The 17,338-nt window shown below is 68.9% G+C and carries 14 protein-coding genes; 6 read left to right on the top strand and 8 right to left on the bottom strand.

Annotated features, from left to right (window positions below; genetic code table 11):
• Positions 1 to 22: 22 nt before the first annotated feature.
• The 3 genes from nadB to WG922_RS03880 are packed head-to-tail and all read right to left on the bottom strand — an operon-like array spanning position 23 to position 2,726.
• Positions 23 to 1,603 (bottom strand): L-aspartate oxidase, encoded by a 1,581-nt coding sequence (gene nadB, locus WG922_RS03890; RefSeq protein ID WP_340280827.1) that lies wholly within the window; start codon positions 1,601 to 1,603, stop codon positions 23 to 25.
• Positions 1,604 to 1,617: 14 nt separating this feature from the next.
• Positions 1,618 to 2,469, bottom strand: a complete 852-nt coding sequence (locus tag WG922_RS03885; RefSeq protein ID WP_340280825.1) for a segregation and condensation protein A — start codon at positions 2,467 to 2,469, stop codon at positions 1,618 to 1,620.
• 14 nt (positions 2,470 to 2,483) lie between these two features.
• Positions 2,484 to 2,726 (bottom strand): DUF3460 family protein, encoded by a 243-nt coding sequence (locus tag WG922_RS03880; protein WP_340280823.1) that lies wholly within the window; start codon positions 2,724 to 2,726, stop codon positions 2,484 to 2,486.
• Positions 2,727 to 2,845: 119 nt separating this feature from the next.
• Between WG922_RS03880 and WG922_RS03875 the strand changes: the two genes are divergently transcribed.
• The 4 genes from WG922_RS03875 (at position 2,846) to WG922_RS03860 (ending at position 8,983) form a co-directional block, all read left to right on the top strand.
• Complete coding sequence (locus WG922_RS03875; RefSeq protein WP_340280821.1) at positions 2,846 to 3,349, top strand: type III secretion system chaperone; 504 nt, start codon at positions 2,846 to 2,848, stop codon at positions 3,347 to 3,349.
• A 796-nt stretch (positions 3,350 to 4,145) separates the two neighbouring features.
• Positions 4,146 to 7,505, top strand: coding sequence for a hypothetical protein (locus WG922_RS03870; RefSeq protein ID WP_340280819.1), 3,360 nt, complete (start codon positions 4,146 to 4,148; stop codon positions 7,503 to 7,505).
• 242 nt (positions 7,506 to 7,747) lie between these two features.
• Positions 7,748 to 8,200: an outer membrane protein assembly factor BamE gene (locus WG922_RS03865; protein ID WP_340281165.1), complete on the top strand. Its 453-nt coding sequence runs from the start codon at positions 7,748 to 7,750 to the stop codon at positions 8,198 to 8,200.
• 414 nt (positions 8,201 to 8,614) lie between these two features.
• Positions 8,615 to 8,983: a CesT family type III secretion system chaperone gene (locus tag WG922_RS03860; RefSeq protein WP_340280817.1), complete on the top strand. Its 369-nt coding sequence runs from the start codon at positions 8,615 to 8,617 to the stop codon at positions 8,981 to 8,983.
• Between the two features lie 8 nt (positions 8,984 to 8,991).
• Here the strand turns inward: WG922_RS03860 and WG922_RS03855 are convergent, their stop codons facing one another.
• From WG922_RS03855 to WG922_RS03840, 4 genes are all read right to left on the bottom strand, one after another.
• Positions 8,992 to 10,653, bottom strand: coding sequence for a SulP family inorganic anion transporter (locus WG922_RS03855; protein WP_340280816.1), 1,662 nt, complete (start codon positions 10,651 to 10,653; stop codon positions 8,992 to 8,994).
• A 7-nt stretch (positions 10,654 to 10,660) separates the two neighbouring features.
• A complete protein-coding gene (locus WG922_RS03850; protein ID WP_340280815.1) occupies positions 10,661 to 10,891 on the bottom strand; it encodes a hypothetical protein in 231 nt (76 codons plus the stop codon).
• Between the two features lie 73 nt (positions 10,892 to 10,964).
• The gene (locus tag WG922_RS03845) at positions 10,965 to 11,822 is read right to left on the bottom strand and encodes an N-formylglutamate amidohydrolase (RefSeq protein WP_340280813.1); all 858 of its coding nucleotides are present in this window, start codon (positions 11,820 to 11,822) and stop codon (positions 10,965 to 10,967) included.
• Between the two features lie 8 nt (positions 11,823 to 11,830).
• Entirely contained in the window at positions 11,831 to 12,808 is a 978-nt protein-coding gene (locus WG922_RS03840) for a Bug family tripartite tricarboxylate transporter substrate binding protein (RefSeq protein WP_340280811.1), read from the bottom strand.
• A gap of 138 nt (positions 12,809 to 12,946) precedes the next feature.
• Between WG922_RS03840 and WG922_RS03835 the strand changes: the two genes are divergently transcribed.
• Positions 12,947 to 13,849, top strand: a complete 903-nt coding sequence (locus WG922_RS03835; protein ID WP_340280809.1) for a LysR substrate-binding domain-containing protein — start codon at positions 12,947 to 12,949, stop codon at positions 13,847 to 13,849.
• A gap of 175 nt (positions 13,850 to 14,024) precedes the next feature.
• The gene (locus WG922_RS03830; RefSeq protein ID WP_340280807.1) at positions 14,025 to 15,062 is read left to right on the top strand and encodes a hypothetical protein; all 1,038 of its coding nucleotides are present in this window, start codon (positions 14,025 to 14,027) and stop codon (positions 15,060 to 15,062) included.
• A gap of 108 nt (positions 15,063 to 15,170) precedes the next feature.
• Here WG922_RS03830 and metG read toward each other — a convergent pair whose 3' ends face one another.
• Positions 15,171 to 17,219: a methionine--tRNA ligase gene (gene metG / locus WG922_RS03825; RefSeq protein ID WP_340280805.1), complete on the bottom strand. Its 2,049-nt coding sequence runs from the start codon at positions 17,217 to 17,219 to the stop codon at positions 15,171 to 15,173.
• Positions 17,220 to 17,338: the final 119 nt, after the last annotated feature.

Genomic DNA, 17,338 nt, shown 5'->3' with positions numbered 1-17,338 from the left:
CCGCCGCTGGGCTTGCGCCCGTTCAGCGGGGCGAGAGCACCGTCGGCGTGGCGACCGGCAGCGTGGCGGGGTAGTCGCGACTGAAGTGCAGGCCGCGGCTCTCGTGCCGCCTGGTGGCCGACTGCACGATGAGCTCGGCCACCGTGACGAGGTTGCGCAGCTCCAGCAGGTCGCGGCTCACGTGAAAGGAGCCGTAGAACTCCTGGATCTCGCCTTGCAGCAGCGCAATGCGATGCGCCGCCCGCTCGAGGCGCTTGTTGGTGCGGACGATGCCCACGTAGTCCCACATGAAGCGCCGCAGTTCGTCCCAGTTGTGCGAGATCACCACCGCCTCGTCGGCATCGGTCACCCGGCTCGTATCCCAGGGCGGCACCTCCGGCACGGCCGGCAGCGGCGTTGCACGGATGTCGAGCGCCGCCGAGCGGGCGAACACCATGCATTCGACCAGCGAGTTGCTGGCGAGGCGATTGGCGCCGTGCAGCCCGGTGCAGGCGGTCTCTCCGATGGCGTGCAGGCCGCCCAGGTCGGTGCGGCCCGCCAGGTCGGTGAGGACGCCGCCGCAGGTGTAGTGTGCCGCCGGCACCACCGGGATCGGCTCGCGCGTGATGTCGATGCCCAGCTCCAGGCAGCGCGCGTGGATGTTGGGGAAGTGCTCGCGGACGAAGGCCGGAGGCTGGTGCGAAATGTCCAGCAGGACGCAGTCGAGTCCGTGCTTCTTCATCTCGAAATCGATCGCCCGCGCCACGATGTCGCGCGGTGCCAGCTCGGCGCGCTCGTCGTGCGCGGGCATGAAGCGCGTTCCATCGGGCAGCAGCAGCCGGCCTCCTTCGCCGCGCACCGCCTCGGAGATCAGGAAGTTCTTGACGTGCGGGTGGTACAGGCAGGTCGGGTGGAACTGGATGAACTCCATGTTCGCCACCCGGCAGCCGGCGCGCCATGCGGCCGCAATGCCGTCGCCGGTGGCGGTGTCCGGGTTGGTGGTGTAGAGATAGACCTTGCCTGCGCCGCCGGTGGCCACGATCGTGTGGGGCGCGCGAAAGGCGACCACCTCGTCGCGTGCCTCGTCGAGCGCATAGAGCCCCAGGCAACGCTGGGGTGAGCGGCCGACCTTGTGCGCCGTGATCAGGTCGATGAGCATGTGGTGCTCGAACACGGTGATGTTGGGTGTGCGCTGCACGTGCTCGATCAGCGTGTGCTGCACGGCGGCCCCGGTCGCGTCCGTCACGTGGGCGATGCGCCGCGCGCTGTGCCCGCCCTCGCGCGTGAGGTGCAGGTCGCCGTTCTCTTGCGAGAAGGGCACGCCCAGCGAGCGCAGCCAGGCGATGCTTTGGGGTGCGTTCTCGACCACGAAGCGTGTGGCCGCGGGGTCGGACAGCCCGGCGCCGGCGACCAGCGTGTCATCGACATGGGCATCGAAGCTGTCCCGCTCGGACAGCACCGCCGCGATGCCACCCTGCGCCCAGCCGCTGGAGCCGTCGGTCATGGTGCGTTTGGTCAGCACGGCCACCCGATGGGTGGGCGCGAGGTGCAGCGCCGCCGACAGCCCGGCCAGGCCGCTGCCCACGATCAGCACGTCGAAATCGAGCGAAGCGCAAGGTGTCATGGTCGGCAGGTCGGTCAGGCCGGCTGGTAGGCCAGGCGCACGTAGATGGGGGCGAAGGCCTCGGCCTGCGTGAGCTCGATCAGGGTCTCCTTCGCCAGCTCCAGCATGGCGATGAAGGTGACCACCAGCACCGGCACGCCCCGCTGCACGTCGAACAGTTCCTCGAACTCGACGAAGCGGCGCCCCTGCAGCCTGCGCAGTACGATGCTCATGTGCTCGCGCACCGAGAGCTCCTCGCGGCTGATCTTGTGGTGCTGCACCAGCTTGGCGCGCTTGAGGATGTCGCGCCAGGCCTCCTGCAGCTCGGCCACGCTCACGTCGGGAAAGCGCGGCTGAATGGCCTGCTCGATGGTCACCTGCGCGCGCAGCACGTCGCGCCCGAGCTGCGGCACCGCGTTCAGGCGCGCGGCCGCCAGCTTCATCTGCTCGTATTCCAGCAGGCGCCGCACCAGCTCGGCCCGCGGGTCTTCGGGCTCCTGGCCTTCGGCCGTCTTCTTGGGCGGCAGCAGCATGCGCGACTTGATCTCGATCAGCATGGCCGCCATCAGCAGGTACTCGGCCGCCAGTTCCAGGTTGCGGCTGCGGATCTCGTCCACGTACTGCAGGTACTGGCGCGTCACGCCCGCCATGGGGATGTCCAGGATGTTGAAGTTCTGCTTGCGAATCAGATAGAGCAGCAGGTCCAGCGGTCCCTCGAAGGCTTCGAGGAAGACCTCCAGGGCGTCCGGCGGGATGTACAGGTCGGTCGGCATCGCGAACAGCGGCTCGCCGTACAGGCGCGCCAGCGCCACCTGATCGATCACTTCGGGCATGTCGGCGGCCGGCGCTGCCGGGCGCTCGGGCAGGGTGTCGATGCTGTCGCCCATCGCGCGGCCGGCTGCTATCGCGCGCGCTCGGCGCCTTCGCCGGTGCTGCTGGAGCCGTACACGTACGGGTTCTGGCGCACCCGCGCCTGGCTCCACTCCTGCTGCTGGTCGCGGTCGAGGCGCTTGTCCCACCAGATCGCGCGACCGGAGCGCTGCTGCGCCTCCAGGTCGGGGTTTTCGGCCTTCAGCTCGGAGATGAACTGGGTGACCTCCGACGTGTAGTCGGGACGGCGAAATATGCGGCGCAGCAGGGACATGGACGGGACCTCTAGGCGGGCCATTCTACGAGGGCGCGCCGAAGGGGAACCTTCGAACCGGTCGGAGTTACAGACGGGGCATTCCACAGCCGTGTTGGCTTGCGCCGACGCACCCCGCCATGCAATCGCCCGACCGCCAGGACACGCGTGCTCTGGTCAGCCTTTGGTTACGCCGACTGGGCGATGTCGCCGGGCTGTCCCTCCAGCTCTCCAGCGAGGGCGTCTGCGGCGTCGGCCATGAGAGCGGAATGGACTGCGCGATCGAGGTGCCGGAGGACGGCGGCGCCGTCTATCTGCGTGCACCCATGCTGCCCTGGCCGCCCGTCCACCTCGCCCGCATCGCCGAGCACCTGCTCACCGAGCAGTTCCTCGGTCTCGGCACCGACGGAGCCACGTTCGCGATCGACCCCCGCGACCGCGAGCTGGTGCTCTGGAAGTGCGCCCCCGTCGCGCTGCTCGACGAAACCTCGTTCCAGCAGCTGCTCATGGAGTTCATCCAGATGGCTGTCCATTGGCGCGACGAACTCCAGAGGATCGATTTCGCACCCGATCCCTCCAGCGACATCAGGAGCGCAGGCGAGGACGCGTTCGAGGGTGCCGATTCGAAACTGAGGCTGGCCTGACATGAACCACCCTGCCCATGTTCACGGCGCCACGCCGCAGCCTGCTCCCATCACCGCAGGCCCCGGGTCGCGGCCGGTGGCTGCGACGCGTCTCGCCGCACCGACGCGCGGCTTCGTCGCCCGCATCAAGGCATGGCTCGGCATCGCACGACCGACGCGGACGGGGCTGGTCGAAACCCTGCGGCCCCCCTCCACCGGGCGCATCGGATTCTTCTTCGGCCGGCTTTCGGGTCCACGCGCGGAGCAGCTCACCGCCGCGCGCGCTGCTCACGAGGCCCTTCGCCACGGCGTGGCGCCCCGAAGCACCTCGTCCGAGCTACCCGTCTCATTGCGAGCGGCGCTCGACGGCTGCTCGGACAAGAGCCCCAAAGCCGTCTACGACCTGGTGTGCGGCCGCGTGAACGCAGCCGCAGGCGCAGCCTTGTCCGTCGCGGATGCCCGCGCCTTCCTGATGCACATCTCGGCGGACGATGCGGGCCTCGCATCGCTGCGGTCCTATTTCGCGAACAAGGGCAGCACTAGCATCCAGGCGCAAGCGCGAGCGGGGGCCGTCTACGCGGCCCTGGTGGCGCAGGTCGATGCCGCCCCGCGCCCGGGGGTGCTTCCGGACGATCCCATCGAGCGCGCCGAGGTCCAGCTGCAGTCGGCGGAGCGCGCCTCGCGCGAGGTCGGCACGCTGCTGGAAAGGATGCAGCGGCTCGATCGCATCCGCACGGACCTTGCGCACATGCCGGCGAGCCCGGGAGCGGCGCTTGGAAGCCTGCGAGAGCGGTGCGCGTCCGAGGGTCGCCGGCTGGTGCAGGAGCTGCGCACCACCACCGACGAACAGCACGCGAAGCTGCTCGAGGAGCGGGTGGATGTTGCAGTGGGGGCGCTTTCGAGCCTGCAGGACCGGCTCGCGCTGTTTCAGGACGCGTTCACGGCCAGCGAAAGCTGGAGCGAGGCCGATGCGGTCCTCTGCCACGCCAGCATCGTCCGGCTCCAGGAGGTCGTGGATACGCTGGTGGAGGGCGAAGCCGCGCTCGCGCACTACGCGGCGCTAACGGCATCTCCCGACAAGGCCGGCTTTGCGGCGCCGGCGGCGCTGGCCGCGAGCCTGCGCCGGGGCACGGTTGCGGAGTATCGCGTCGTCCAGCGGCAGATCGACGGCGTCTGCGCCAAGGTGCTTCCCGACGAGCACGACGAAGTGGTGAAAACCATCGCGCTCGGCATCCTCGATCCAAAGGGCAAGCCGGCGCTTCGGCTGCTGTCGGATATCCGGGCGGGCAAGGCCGAAGCGGTAGACAAGATCTTCGCTTCGCCCGAGTGGGACGACCTTGCCCTGTCGCTGAAACTGGAGGCCCTCGATGGTGAAGAGCAGGCCGCGCTCGCAGCGGACAAGGCGAAGGCACCCGAGGCGGTGTCCGACGAGTTCGCGAAACGCCGCTACGCCACCACCGTCCACCACAAGCTGCGCGTCGTCAATGCCGAAATCAATCGGCTGATCGCACTCGGCGGCACGAGCCAGGCTCCTCTGGTAGGCGACGCAGGCGCCGCCCCCGGCGCCTCGGAGTGGGCGATCGACCAGATCCGCGCGCTCGCCCAAGGCATGGACAAGGAGGCCGACCTTCTGCTGATCAACTGGATCTACCTGTCCGCTCTGAACCCCGCCACGCGGGCGATCGACCGGGAGAAGGTGCAGCGTCTGTTCACGCACCTGAAAGGCACGCGCGCCTTTCTGCCGGACCTCGCGCAGGCGCAGGCACAGCTGCAACAGGGCTTCAGCAGCCTGGACAGCGTCGCGCGGTGTCAGCAGAGCATCGCGAAGTTCGCGCAGGCGCTGCAGAAGGCGCAGACGCTGTCGGCTGCGGGTAGGGCGGAGAACGTGCTGGTGTCCGCGCGCGGCATGGCTGCAACGCTGCATGAGCAGATCACGAAGCAAGCCGATGTCGATCCCGCGTCGCCAGACTTCAAGCGCTTGCTGCGAGAGCGCACCGAGGCGGTTCGCTCCGATTGGATGGTGGCAGCCGGACCCACGTACGGGCGCTACGTCCGCGCGCTCGGCGATCGGGCGGCCTGCATCTCCGGTCTCCGGGCCAAGGGCTGGAACCTCAGGCTCGACGATCTTGGCGCGCTGCTGGGCAGCAAGGATCCTACTGCGCGGACGCAGCGGGCAACTCTCGAAGCGCTCGTGAAGTACCTCAATGTCGCCGGCCAACTGGACAGCCACAACAGGCAGGCTGCACGGGACGGCACGATCCTCAAGCAGCTTGCCCTGGACGAGGCCGTCGCGCTAGCTGAGCTGAACGGTTTCGATCCGGAGAGCCTGACCCTGCAGACACAAACCGGCGAAGAGCCGAGCCGCGCGGCGCTGCGCAAGCTGCTGGGGCAGGCGGAGGAATTCCGGGGCCTGCTCAAGGCGAGCCAGGATATCGAGCGGCTGCAACCGCAGCATGCGGCAGGCAGCACGAACGCATCGGCCCTGCAGTCCCACTTCGAAGCGGTGGTGCGCATCGCGGTGCTGCTGGAAGCGTCGGAGCGCGGCGACGCGCAGTTCACCACGGCGAGCACCTACGCGGGCGAGTCCGCCGTCGGCTCGGTGCTCAAGAAGCTGCGCGATTACGGGTTCCAGATCGCCGATCAGGATCCGACGATCCGTTCGTTGGTGCAGGACGCCTTGAAAGAGCTGGCGAAAGGCCTGAGCCTTGCGACCGTGTGCGACCGGTTCGACCCCGCCAACGCGAAAGCCAAGGGACTACTGCGCAGGCTGCTTCCCGAGTCCAGCCAGTCCGCCACAGGCGGTGCGCAGGGGGCGCTTGCCACCGGGGCGTCGCCGGCCAGGGATAGCCGCAGCGCGGCCAACAGGATGGTCGTGCTCCAGCGCTTTCACCAGTTGCGAGAGCGCCATGCGCCGCAGGTCGGTGAGTCCTACGGATTCGGTCTGGGTTTCGGAACGCAGGGTGAGTTGTCCTTCACCCAGCCCGTGCTGCCCGGCATGGGCGTCGGCACCCAGGTGGAGGCGCGCAAGTCGGACGGTCTCAACGTGGTCCGCACGGCGGCGGGATACGAGATCGACGTGACGGCGGCCAGGTCGGGCGCGATGTCGGCGGCGCTCTCCTTCCTCGGCGGCTCCGTCACCCTGCAGGGGCGGCGCGAAGAGGGGGCGGGCACGGGCTTTCGCTTTGCCTGCCCGGACGACGCCGCCGCGGAAGCCCTGGTCAAGGCGCTGATCGACGCAGCGCCGATCGAGCCGGCGCAGTGGGCCCGCATCCGCGTCGAGCGCCTGGCCATGCGCTCACACCAGACCAGCGGACTCGCGCGCGCCGAACTGCAGCTGACGGCCGGGCCGCTCACGCTGGCGGCGCTCGAAGGGCAGCTGAGTGCCTCGCGCCAGGAGCGGCTCGAGACCAGCAAGCGTCCGTTCATGGAAACCGAGCGGCGCATCCGCACCGTCAGCGTGCTCGCGGGTGGGAGCGTGTCGGTGCTCCAGGGCCGAGCAAGCAAGGACTTCGAGGTGGGCCGCGATGTCACGGTCGAACGCGAATTCGTGCGGCGGGCCGGGCTGCTGCAGGAAGGCTGCGGCATGAGTGTCCAGGCGCGCCTGGTCAACGACGACCTGGCAGCGTGCCTGCGGCAGGTCATGCCGCACCTGCGCGAGCGCGCGGGACAGGACGAGCTCGACCACTACGTCGGTCAGGTAGCGCAGGCCACCCAGGGCATGCCCGCGGGGTCCGTCATCGATATCCGGCTGGAATGCGTCCTGGTGCCCCAGGCGCGGCGTGACGCCAACGCCTGGTTGCGGCATGCCCGGCAGCAACTGGCATTCGCCGCGGTGCGCCGCGATCCGGCCCAGCAGGCGTCGGCCGCACGTGCCGCCCTGGAGCAGGTGGATCGCATCACGCGCGACCCCACGAGCTACCAGGTCTCGGCCGTGAAGGTGCTGACCCGGTCGAGCGCGGAGGCCACCAGGGGCATTGCCGCCCAGTCCGCCTTCGCCAACGTGAGAGCGCAGCAGGCGCATCCGGTTTCCATGTTCCAGGCGGCCGGTTCATCCGCAGCCGGAGCGGCGCCGCGCCTTGGCGCCCAGTACGGTGCACTGCTGGGGGTGTCAGAGTCTGCGCCGCAGTTCGTGTCGGAGTCCGAGTCCCCAGCCGAGGCGGCAGCCGGGTCCGAGTAGGTCGGACTCGGCAGGATCGAGGATGTGCTGCCGTGCCGTGCCGTGCCGTGCCGTGCCGTGCCGGCCCGGGCTGGGCTGGGCTGGGCGAGGCCCACGCTCGCCGGCCGAGCGCTCGCCTGCAACGGCGCAGGGCCGCGCGTAGACTCTTCGTCACCATGCGCCTCTCTCATCTGCCCTCCCGCCGAGCCGCCCCGCTGTTGCAGAGCCGCCATGGTGCCCTCGCGGCCCTGGCGCTGTGCGGCATGCTGCTCACCGGCTGCGACCCCCAGCGCATCAGCGAACTCGAAGAAGGTGTGTCCACCGAAGCCGACGTGCGTGCGCGTTTCGGCGCACCCGAGGCCATCTGGGAAGCACCGGGCGGTGGCTACACCCTCGAGTACAACCGCAACCCGGCGGGCCACCAGAACTACATGATCACCATCGGACCCGACGGTCGCATGAGCGCGCTGCGCCAGGTGCTGCACCCGGGGAATTTCGCCCGCGTCCAGCCCGGCATGTCCATGGAGGAGGTGCGCCGCATGCTGGGCCGGCCCGCGCGCCAGCAGAGCGTGCCTTTGCGCGGCGAGACGGCCTGGGATTGGCGGTGGATGGATCCGCCCAACGCCTCCATGCTCTTCACGGTCTGGTTCGATCGCGACCTGCGGGTCGTGCGCAGCCAGAGCCGCCCGGACAACGAAGCGCCCGAGCATCGCTAGGCACTCGTGGGCCGCGCAGTGCGGGCGTTGCAGGGCGGCCCCTCGCGCGTGACCTGCCAGCGCGCGGTGTCCTCGACCGCACGGCCCTCGCGCGCGGTCTTCAGCGGTCCGCTCGAGGAAAGCGTGACCTCGACCTAAAACGCGTGACCTCGAACGCCTGACTTCCAGCGCGTGACCTCCAAGGCCTGACCCCCAACGCGTGACCTCCAAGGTGAGACCTCCAACGCGTGATCTCTAAAGCGTGATCTCTAAGGCATGACCTCCAGCGCATGACTTCCAGCGCATGACTTCCAGCGCATGACTTCCAGCGCATGACTTCCAGCGCATGACTTCCAGCGCATGACTTGCGCGGCGGGAACCGCGAGTCGGGTGGCGTTCCCAATCCCGCACGACCGATTCCGGGGAACGCGTTAGATGATCAATGCCTACAACGAGCTGATCCGCACCACGGCCGTCCGCCTGGAACTCGATCCCGACACCCTGGTCGCCACGCAGGGGCTGCTCCTGGGCGAACTCGCCGTCGGCTTGCTGTACGAAGGCGATGACGAGATCGGCGACATCGTCTACTTCTGCACCCTCGGCAGGCCCGATGCGCACCGCGAGACCGAGGTATACGCCGGTCTGCTCGAGGCGAACACCTTGTGGGTCGGCACCGGCGGCGCGACGCTCGCGCTGCATCGGAGCCTGGGCATCGACGTCGGCGGCCCGTCCGCGGGCCTGGAGCGGGGGGCCGAGGTCCACATCGATCCCTGGTCTCGCCCGTCGGAGCCGACCCTCGGCTGAGCAAGCCGTTACGGCGCGACCTCTCCCGACATGTGCTTGCGCGCCAGCTCGTCGATGAAGCCAGCGCGCTCCATCGTCTCGCGCGGTTGCGCCTGCAGGTGCAGCAGCTCCAGGCTGCCGCCGCGCAACAGCACCGCCTTGTGCAGCTCGCGCAAAGCGTCCAGGCCGGTGGTGTCGAGATGCACCAGGTGCAGTGCATCGAGCACGACCCGCGGCGAGGGCGGGCCGTGCTCCACCGCCTGCACGGCCGCATCGAGCTTGGCAGCCGCGCCGAAGAACAGCGAGCCGTACAGGCTAAGGTGCAGCACGCCCTCGGGCTGCGCCCGCACCTCGACCGAGAACAGCGTGTTCATGCGGCGGATGAACAGCACCGCCGCGGCCACCAGGCCCACCTCCAGGGCCACCGTCAGGTCGAACACCACCGTGAGAACGAAGGTGCCGAGCATGAGCACGCGGTAATGGCCGCTGTGGTGGCGCAGCTGCGCGAACGCGCGCCACTCGCCCATGTTCCAGGCCACGAACAGCAGGATGCCCGCGAGCACCGCCAGCGGGACATGCAACGCCAGCGGCGCCGCCAGCAGCACGATCAGCGCGAGCACCGCCGCGTGCACCAGCCCTGCCACCGGCGAGGTGGCGCCCGAGCGCACGTTGGTCACCGTGCGCGCGATGGTGCCGGTGGCCGGCATGCCGCCGAACAGCGGCACCACTGCGTTGGCGATGCCCTGCGCCATCAATTCCTGGTTTGGGTCGTGGCGCGGCAGGCCGCTCACCTGGTCGGCCACCCGCGCGCACAGCAGCGACTCGATGGCGCCCAGCAAGGCGATGGTGAGCGTCGGGGTGACCAGCTGCTTGACCGTCTCCCAGGTGAACAGGGGCAGCGCAAACGCCGGCAGTCCCTGGGGAATGCCGCCGAAACGCGAGCCGATCGTCTGCACCGGCAGCTGCAGCGCCCATGCGAGCAGGGTGAGGCTGACCAGCGCCACGACGGGGCCCGGCAGCCGTGCGTTCACCTGCGCCGCGCCGCGCATGAGCGGCAGCCGCAGGATGGGTTCCAGCGGCGACTGCCGGCCCCACAGCTTCGGCCACAGAACCAGCCCGGCGACACACGCCAGGCCCAGGGCGAACGCGTTCGGATTGAAGCTGTCCAGGTGCAGCCAGAGCACCCGCAGCTGCCCGAAGAAATCGGCCGGCATGCGCGCGACCTCCAGGCCGAGCCAGTCGCGCAGCTGCGACAGCGCAATGAGCACGGCGATCCCGTTGGTGAAGCCCACCACGATGCTCACCGGCACATAACGCACCAGCGTGCCCAGGCGCAGCAGGCCGAGGATGAACAGCAGCACGCCGGCCGAGGCGGTGGCGATCAGCAGGTTGGCCAGGCCGTAGCGTTCGACGATGCCGTAGACGATGACGATGAAGGCACCGGCCGGACCGGCGATCTGCACGTGCGAGCCGCCCAGCAGCGACACCAGCAGCCCGGCAATGATGGCGGTCCACAGGCCCGCCTCGGGCTTGAGCCCCGAGGCGATCGCGAACGCCATGGCCAGCGGCAGCGCCACGATGGCCACGGTGGCACCCGCGCCCAGGTCTTTCTGGAAGCGCGAGGCGTCGTAGCCGCGCAGGGCGTCGAGCAGGCGCGGGCGGAAGCGGGCGACGGGCAGGCTGCGCCGCATGCCCGTGCTACTCCGAGGAGGGAGTGGCGAGGTCGATGGCGGATCCGACGGCGCGGCCGGTGAAACGCACGGTGCCGACCGCGGCCCCGGCAGCCAGCGAGGCGCCGGTGACCGCGACCGAGGTGGCTGCGCTGGAAACGGTGATCACCGCGCATCCCGGCAGCAGCCAGGACGCAAGGACGACGCAGGCGCCGACGCGCGCGAGGCGCGGGCCGGCAGGGAGGCGGGGCAGTTGCATGGAGGAGCCGAAGGCAGCGGATGGCTCGGCCATTATGGTGCCCGCAAGCGGCCGCCCACCAGCCCGTCCGGCGTCAGGCGCAGCGTGCCTGCACGTAGCCGGCCAACTCCTGCAGCACCTCGCCGAGGTGGCGTTGGACACGCGTGAAGCCGGCGTTGCGCTCGCGCGTCGCCTCGTCCATGTAGAGCGGGCGCCGGATCTCGACCTGAAGGCTGTGCCGGTTGCGCGCGGGCTGGCCGATGCGGGCGATCAGCTGCACGCCCTTGTAGGGATCGTTGCGCGCGACCCGGTAGCCGCGCGCCCGCAGCGCACTCTCGACCACGTCCACGAAGCCGGGCTCGCAGGTGCTGCCGTCGCGGTCGCCGAGCACGAAGTCGGCCAGCGGGTGCGCGCTCGCGATCTGCAGCCGCTCGTAGGCGTCGTTGGGCATGGAGTGCAGGTTCAGGTGCCAGACGCCGCCGAAGCGCTGCGCCGTGGACTCGATGGCCTGCGACAGCGCCGCGTGGTAGGGCTTGTAGTAATGCTCGATGCGCCGGCGCACCCGCTCGGGGCTGAGCGGGCCGTCGTAGATCGGCCGCCCCGCCGCGATGTTGCTCCACACGAGGCCATAGCCCAGGCGCGTCTTCTCGCTGGGCGCCAGCGGCTCGGGCCACGGCCCGGAGAGCAGCTCCGGGTCGAGGTCGTCGAGCGTGCGGTTGGCATCGATATAGGTGCGCGGAAAGCGCGCGGACAGCAGCGTCGCACCCACCGAGGGAGCAGCGTCCCAGAGCGCCTCCACGTGGGTGTCCTCCCCCCGGCGCAGCAGCGCCAGGGGCACGGCATGGCCGAAGTCCGCCGGGTAGTCGGTGCCGCTGTGCGGGGAGTCGCACACCAGCGCCGTGGCGGGCTCGCGGGGTGCGATCAGGTCATAGGCGTGCACGGATTCGTGCATGAGGGCGCTCAGTCCAGGCTGATCTTGGCGACCTCGGCGACGCGGGCGTAGCGCGCCATCGCCTGCTCGATCTGCTTGCCGAACTCGGCGGGCGTTCCGGGGATCAGCGACGCGCCCGACTCGTCCATCTTGCGGATGAACTCGGGATGCTGCATGGCCTTGTGGATTGCCGCGTTCAGCCGTGCGACCACCTCGGGCGGCGTGCCGGCGGGTGCCACCACGCCGAACCAGCCGCCGGTGCCCATCTGCGGGTAGCCCAGCTCGCCATAGGTCGGCACGTCGGGCAGCGCGGGCGAGCGCTTGTCCGAGAGCACCGCCAGTGCGCGCAGCCGGCCGGCCTTGATGTTGGACAGGGCGGAGGGCAGGTTGTCCGTGATCGCATCGACCTGGCCGGCCAGCGCGTCGTTCATCGCGACGCCCGCGCCCTTGTAGGGGACGTGCAGCATCTCGATGCCCGCCAGGTGCATGAAGTGCTCGATGTTGGCGTGTCCGAGCGAGCCGGCGCCCGGCGAGGCGAAGCTGAACTTGCCCGGCTCGGCCTTGGCCTTGGCGATGAACTCCTTCATCGTCGCGGCCGGCACCTTCGGGTGCACCGCGAACACGCTGGGCGTGGTGGCGACGTTGGTCACCGGCGCGAAGTCCTTGACCGGGTGGTACTTGAGCTTGGCGCCGTACACCGCCGGGTTGCTGCCGTGCGTGCTGACGGTCGCCATGCCCAGGGTGTAGCCGTCGGCCTTGGCCTTGGCGACCATCTCCATGCCCACGGAGCCCCCGGCGCCCGCCTTGTTCTCCACGACGATCGGCTGGCCGAGCTCGCGGCTGCCGTATTCGGCCACGAGACGGGCGGCCAGGTCGGTCGAGCCCCCGGGGGCGAACGGCACGATCAGCTTGATCGGGCGCTCAGGAAAGGTCTGGGCCTGACCGGCGCCGAGCACGCACAGCGCGGCCGCGGCGGCCAGGGCCTTGAGGAAGTGACGGGTGTTCATGGACATGGTTTTGCGGGTGAGAGCAGGTGACGGAGAGAGGGGGGCGAAGCCCTGCAGGAGCTCGGAGAGCGTAGGCGCCGCAGAGTGCCCCGACAAACGACTTTTCAGCGTCCGGTGATGACATGATGTAATTCGTGGATGGCCATCCACAGCCCCTCGCTGGTCGAACTGCATGCTTTTCTGGCGGTCGCGCGCGTGGGAAGTTTCCGTGGCGCTGCCGAAGCGCTGCACGTCACGCAGGCGGCCGTCAGCCGGGCGGTGCAGCGGCTCGAGGAGCAGCTCGGGGTGGACGTGTTCGAGCGTTCGGGCGCGGGCGTGCGGCTCACGCCGCAAGGCACCGCGCTGCGCCGGCGCACCGAAAAGCATGTGGCCGCACTCGAAGCGGCGGCCCTGGCCCTGCGCCGCCCCACCGAGCGCCTGCGCCTGCGCATCTCGGTGGCCCCCAGCTTCGGAACACTCTGGCTGCTGCCGCGCCTGCCGGATTTCCACGCGCACCATCCCGAGGTGGCGCTGGAGTTCCGCCAATACCACCACGAGGAAAACTTCCAGCGCGAAGACGTCGATCTGTGGATCGCGCTGAAGGCGCAGGCCCACCAGCGCTGGCCCCGACAAGTCGCTGCCGAATACCTGGTCGGGCGCGAGATCGTCGCCGTCTGCGCGCCGCAGCGGGCGCGGGGCGTCGCATCGGCAGACCAACTGCTCGCGCAGCCTTTGCTCTATCACTCGAACTATCCCGACAACTGGGCGCTCTGGGCCGAAGCCGCCGGTTCGGCGCTGCCTGCCCAGTGGCGCGGCACCGGCTTCGACCTGGTGCTGAACCTGGTCGAGGCGGCGAGGGCTGGCATGGGCTTCGCGGTGGTGCAGCGCTGCATGGTGGAGGACGACGTGGCTGCCGGTCGCCTGGCGATGCCGGTCGCCGCCTGCGCGTCCACGGGGCGCGGCTACTACCTGTGCCGCCGCCGCTCGCTCGGGGCGCACCCGGCGGTGGAGCGCTTCGTGGATTGGCTGCGCCTGCAGTGCGCCGGAGATCGCGGCGCCTGAAGGGGCGTGTGGCAGCGCATCGTGCTGCGGCAGGCGCGGCGACGCCGGGCCGGTCTTGCGGTCTCTCAGAGAGGCGCTGAGCGCTCCATCAGGTGAACGATTCGCACGCTGGCGTTTCTTACTGATGAGCACAACGGGTGCTCGCGGCATCAACGACCTGGAGCACCGGACCACCATGACCAGCAACATCGCACAGGGCTCGAAAACTGCACCACCTCCCCTCGCCCAGTACCAACAGCCGGGCAGCCTCGACCAGCAGCGTCTCGAAGAAGCTCTCACGAAAGTGCTGTCCAACCCGGGCGCCTGGCTGGCTGTCAGCCGAGGGGGGACGTTCGTCGCCCGACTGCCTCGTCACTTCGACGTCGATCGCGCAAAGAACGAAACGGTCCCCCTGCCCAGGGCAAGTCTGAGGCACCGCATAAAGGCATGGCTCGTGCTGAACCTGAAGCTTGCGGCTTCGGGACACGACGGGGGTCGCAACCTTGCGGAGACGCACAGCCTGAACCGAAGAGAGCAGAGTAGTGGGCTGCGGTACATCATCAAGAGAGCGCCCGGGGACATTACAACGCTGGGACTAAGCCTTGCAGCGCAGGAGGCCATGTCTCCGAGCGAACGCGCCAGGAATCGCCAGCAGAACTCGGCCGCGGCGCAGGCCTTCCTCGCGAAGATGACGGCCATCGACACACCGCCAGAAATTCTCGGGCGGTTGGAGTCGAAACTACTCGGGAGCACGACAAACTCGGACAAGCGCACTGATGTGCCGCTCGTTGAACTTCCTCCGAAGGTCTTCGCAAGTCAGCTCGCCGTCATTCATGCGCAGAAGGCGCGGATGACGGTTCATGCCAATCTGGTGCGATCGCTTCAGACCAGAATGCGTCAGGACTTTGCCCGTGCGGCGGAGCAGGAAGCGGCCAACCGGAACATGGCGAGGCAGCAAGGCCGATTCGTACCTTCCTCTGCAAGCGAGGAAGGTTCGGCGCATCTGGCGTTCGGCGCTGCATCGGTCAAGTCGCCAGCTGACCAGGATCGACTCATGGCCGCGGCCCTGAAGATGTGGCATGCGGAGAGAACCGAAGAGGAGCGCGCGAAGGGACCCGCTGTTCGAAGTGATATGCGAAGTTCGGACGACCACTACCCGAAGGTGCTGCATTTCCTGAATCTGGAAATCACGAAGTTCACGACCGAGCGCCTGCGTGAAGCCAACAGGCTCTGAGGCTTCGGATCAGCGAGTGCCCTTGTGACCTCGGCTCTCAGGCGCGAACCCCGGCGTCGGCGTCGTTCGCGTCATCCATCGACCCGGGCGGGCCAGCGTCGAGCGGCCTCAGCGCACCCGCATGCCCGGCTGGGCACCGACTGTCGGCTCGAGGACGAAGATGCCGGGTTGGGCTTTCTCGTCGGCATGGCTGGCGGCCAGCACCATGCCCTCGCTCACCCCGAACTTCATCTTGCGCGGCGCGAGGTTGGCCACCACCACCGTGAGCTTGCCCTGCAGGTCTTCCGGTTTGTAGGCGGAGGCGATGCCCGAGAACACGTTGCGCGTGCGGCCCTCGCCCACGTCCAGCGTCAGGCGCAGCAGCTTGGTCGAGCCTTCGACGGGTTCGCAGGCGACGATCTTCGCGATGCGCAGGTCGATCTTTGAAAAGTCATCGATGCCGATCGTGGGCGCGAGCGGCTCGCCCCCAGGCACCTGCGCGACCGGCGCCGCTTCGGCCGGCGGCTCGAACAACGCGTCGAGCAGCTTGGGATCGACCCGCTGCATCAGGTGCTTGTATTGGCCGATGGCATGGTCCGCCCCGAGCGGCGTGGCGGCGTTCGAGAAGTCGAGCGGCTCGCAGCGCAGGAAGGCTTCGGCCTGCGCGGCCAGCGTCGGCAGCACCGGCTTGAGGCAGGCGGTGAGCACCTTGAAATCCTCGATGCAGGCAGAGCACACGGCCGCCGCGTCGTCGCCCCGGCCTTCCTTGGCGAGCTTCCAGGGCGCAGCCGCATCGAAGCGCAGGTTCACCTCGTCGGCGTAGGCCATGATCTCGCGCAGCGCCTTGCCGTACTCGCGCGCCTCGTAGAGCTGCGCGACGCTGTCCACCAGCCGCTGCGGCTGCGCCCCGGTGGTGTCGCCCGCCACCAGCCGGCCCTCGGGGATGAACTTGGCGGCACGGCTGGCGATGTTGACGTACTTGCCCACCAGGTCGGCGTTCACGCGGGCCACGAAATCGTCGGGGTTGAAGTCCACATCCTCGACCCGCCCGTTGAGCTTGGCCGCGATGTAGTAGCGCAGCCACTCGGGGTTCATGCCCAGCGACAGGTACTTGAGCGGATCGATGCCGGTGCCGCGGCTCTTGCTCATCTTCTCGCCGCTCACCGTGATGAAGCCGTGCACGTTCACCTGGCTGGGCGTCTTGCGGCCCGAGAACTGCAGCAGCGCCGGCCAGAACAGCGTGTGGAAGTACACGATGTCCTTGCCGATGAAGTGCACCTGCTCGACCTGCGGGTCGGCCACGAACTGCTCGAAGCTCGCATCGGTGCGCGAAGGTGCATGCCAGTGCGCGCGCGCCTGGCCCTTGTCGAAGTGGTTCTTCAGGCTGGCCAGGTAGCCGATGGGGGCGTCCAGCCAGACATAGAAATACTTGCCCGGTGCGTCGGGAATCTCGATGCCGAAGTAGGGCGCCTCGCGGCTGATGTCCCAGTCGGCCATGCCGGCGTCGAACCACTCGCTGGCCTTCTTCGCCATCTCGGGCTGCAGCCTGCCCGGGGTCTGCGTCCAGTCCTTGAGAAAGGCAAGCACCTGCGGATCGGACAGCCGGAAGAAGAAGTGTTCCGAGCTGCGCAGCTCGGGCGCGGCGCCGGTAAGCGTGGAGTAGGGCTGGATCAGGTCGGTGGGCGCATACACGCTGCTGCACACCTCGCAGCTGTCGCCGTACTGGTCCTTGGCGTGGCAGGTCGGGCACTCGCCCTTGATGTAGCGGTCGGGCAGGAACATGCCCTTGACCGGGTCGTAGAACTGCTCGATCACCCGCGTGGCGATCATCCCGTTGGCCTTGAGCTGCCGGTAGATGCCCTGGGCCAGCTCGGTGTTCTCGCCGCTGTCCGTCGAGTGCCAGTTGTCGAAGCGGATGTGAAAGCCTTCCAGATATTCCCTGCGACCCGCAGCGATGTCGGCCACGAACTGCTGCGGCGTCTTGCCGGCCTTTTCGGCGGCGATCATGATGGGCGCGCCGTGCGCGTCGTCGGCGCCGACGAAATGCACCATGTGCCCCTGCATGCGCTGCACCCGCACCCAGATGTCGGCCTGGATGTATTCCATGATGTGGCCGATGTGGAACTTTCCGTTGGCGTACGGCAGGGCGGTGGTGACGAAGAGCTTGCGCTGGGGCATGGGGCGGAAGATGGGCGAAAGAGGGGGCCGGGCCGGCAGGAAACCAGCGATTTTAGGGTGGCGCTGCAGCCGGCCGGCGAAGGGTCATCCGCGCATCGGTAAACTGCCCCGATCTCTCT

The sequence above is a fragment of the Ramlibacter sp. AN1015 genome (genome assembly GCF_037726105.1).
Taxonomy (GTDB): Bacteria; Pseudomonadota; Gammaproteobacteria; order Burkholderiales; family Burkholderiaceae_C; genus Ramlibacter.
This window is presented reverse-complemented; position numbering and strand designations above follow the sequence as displayed.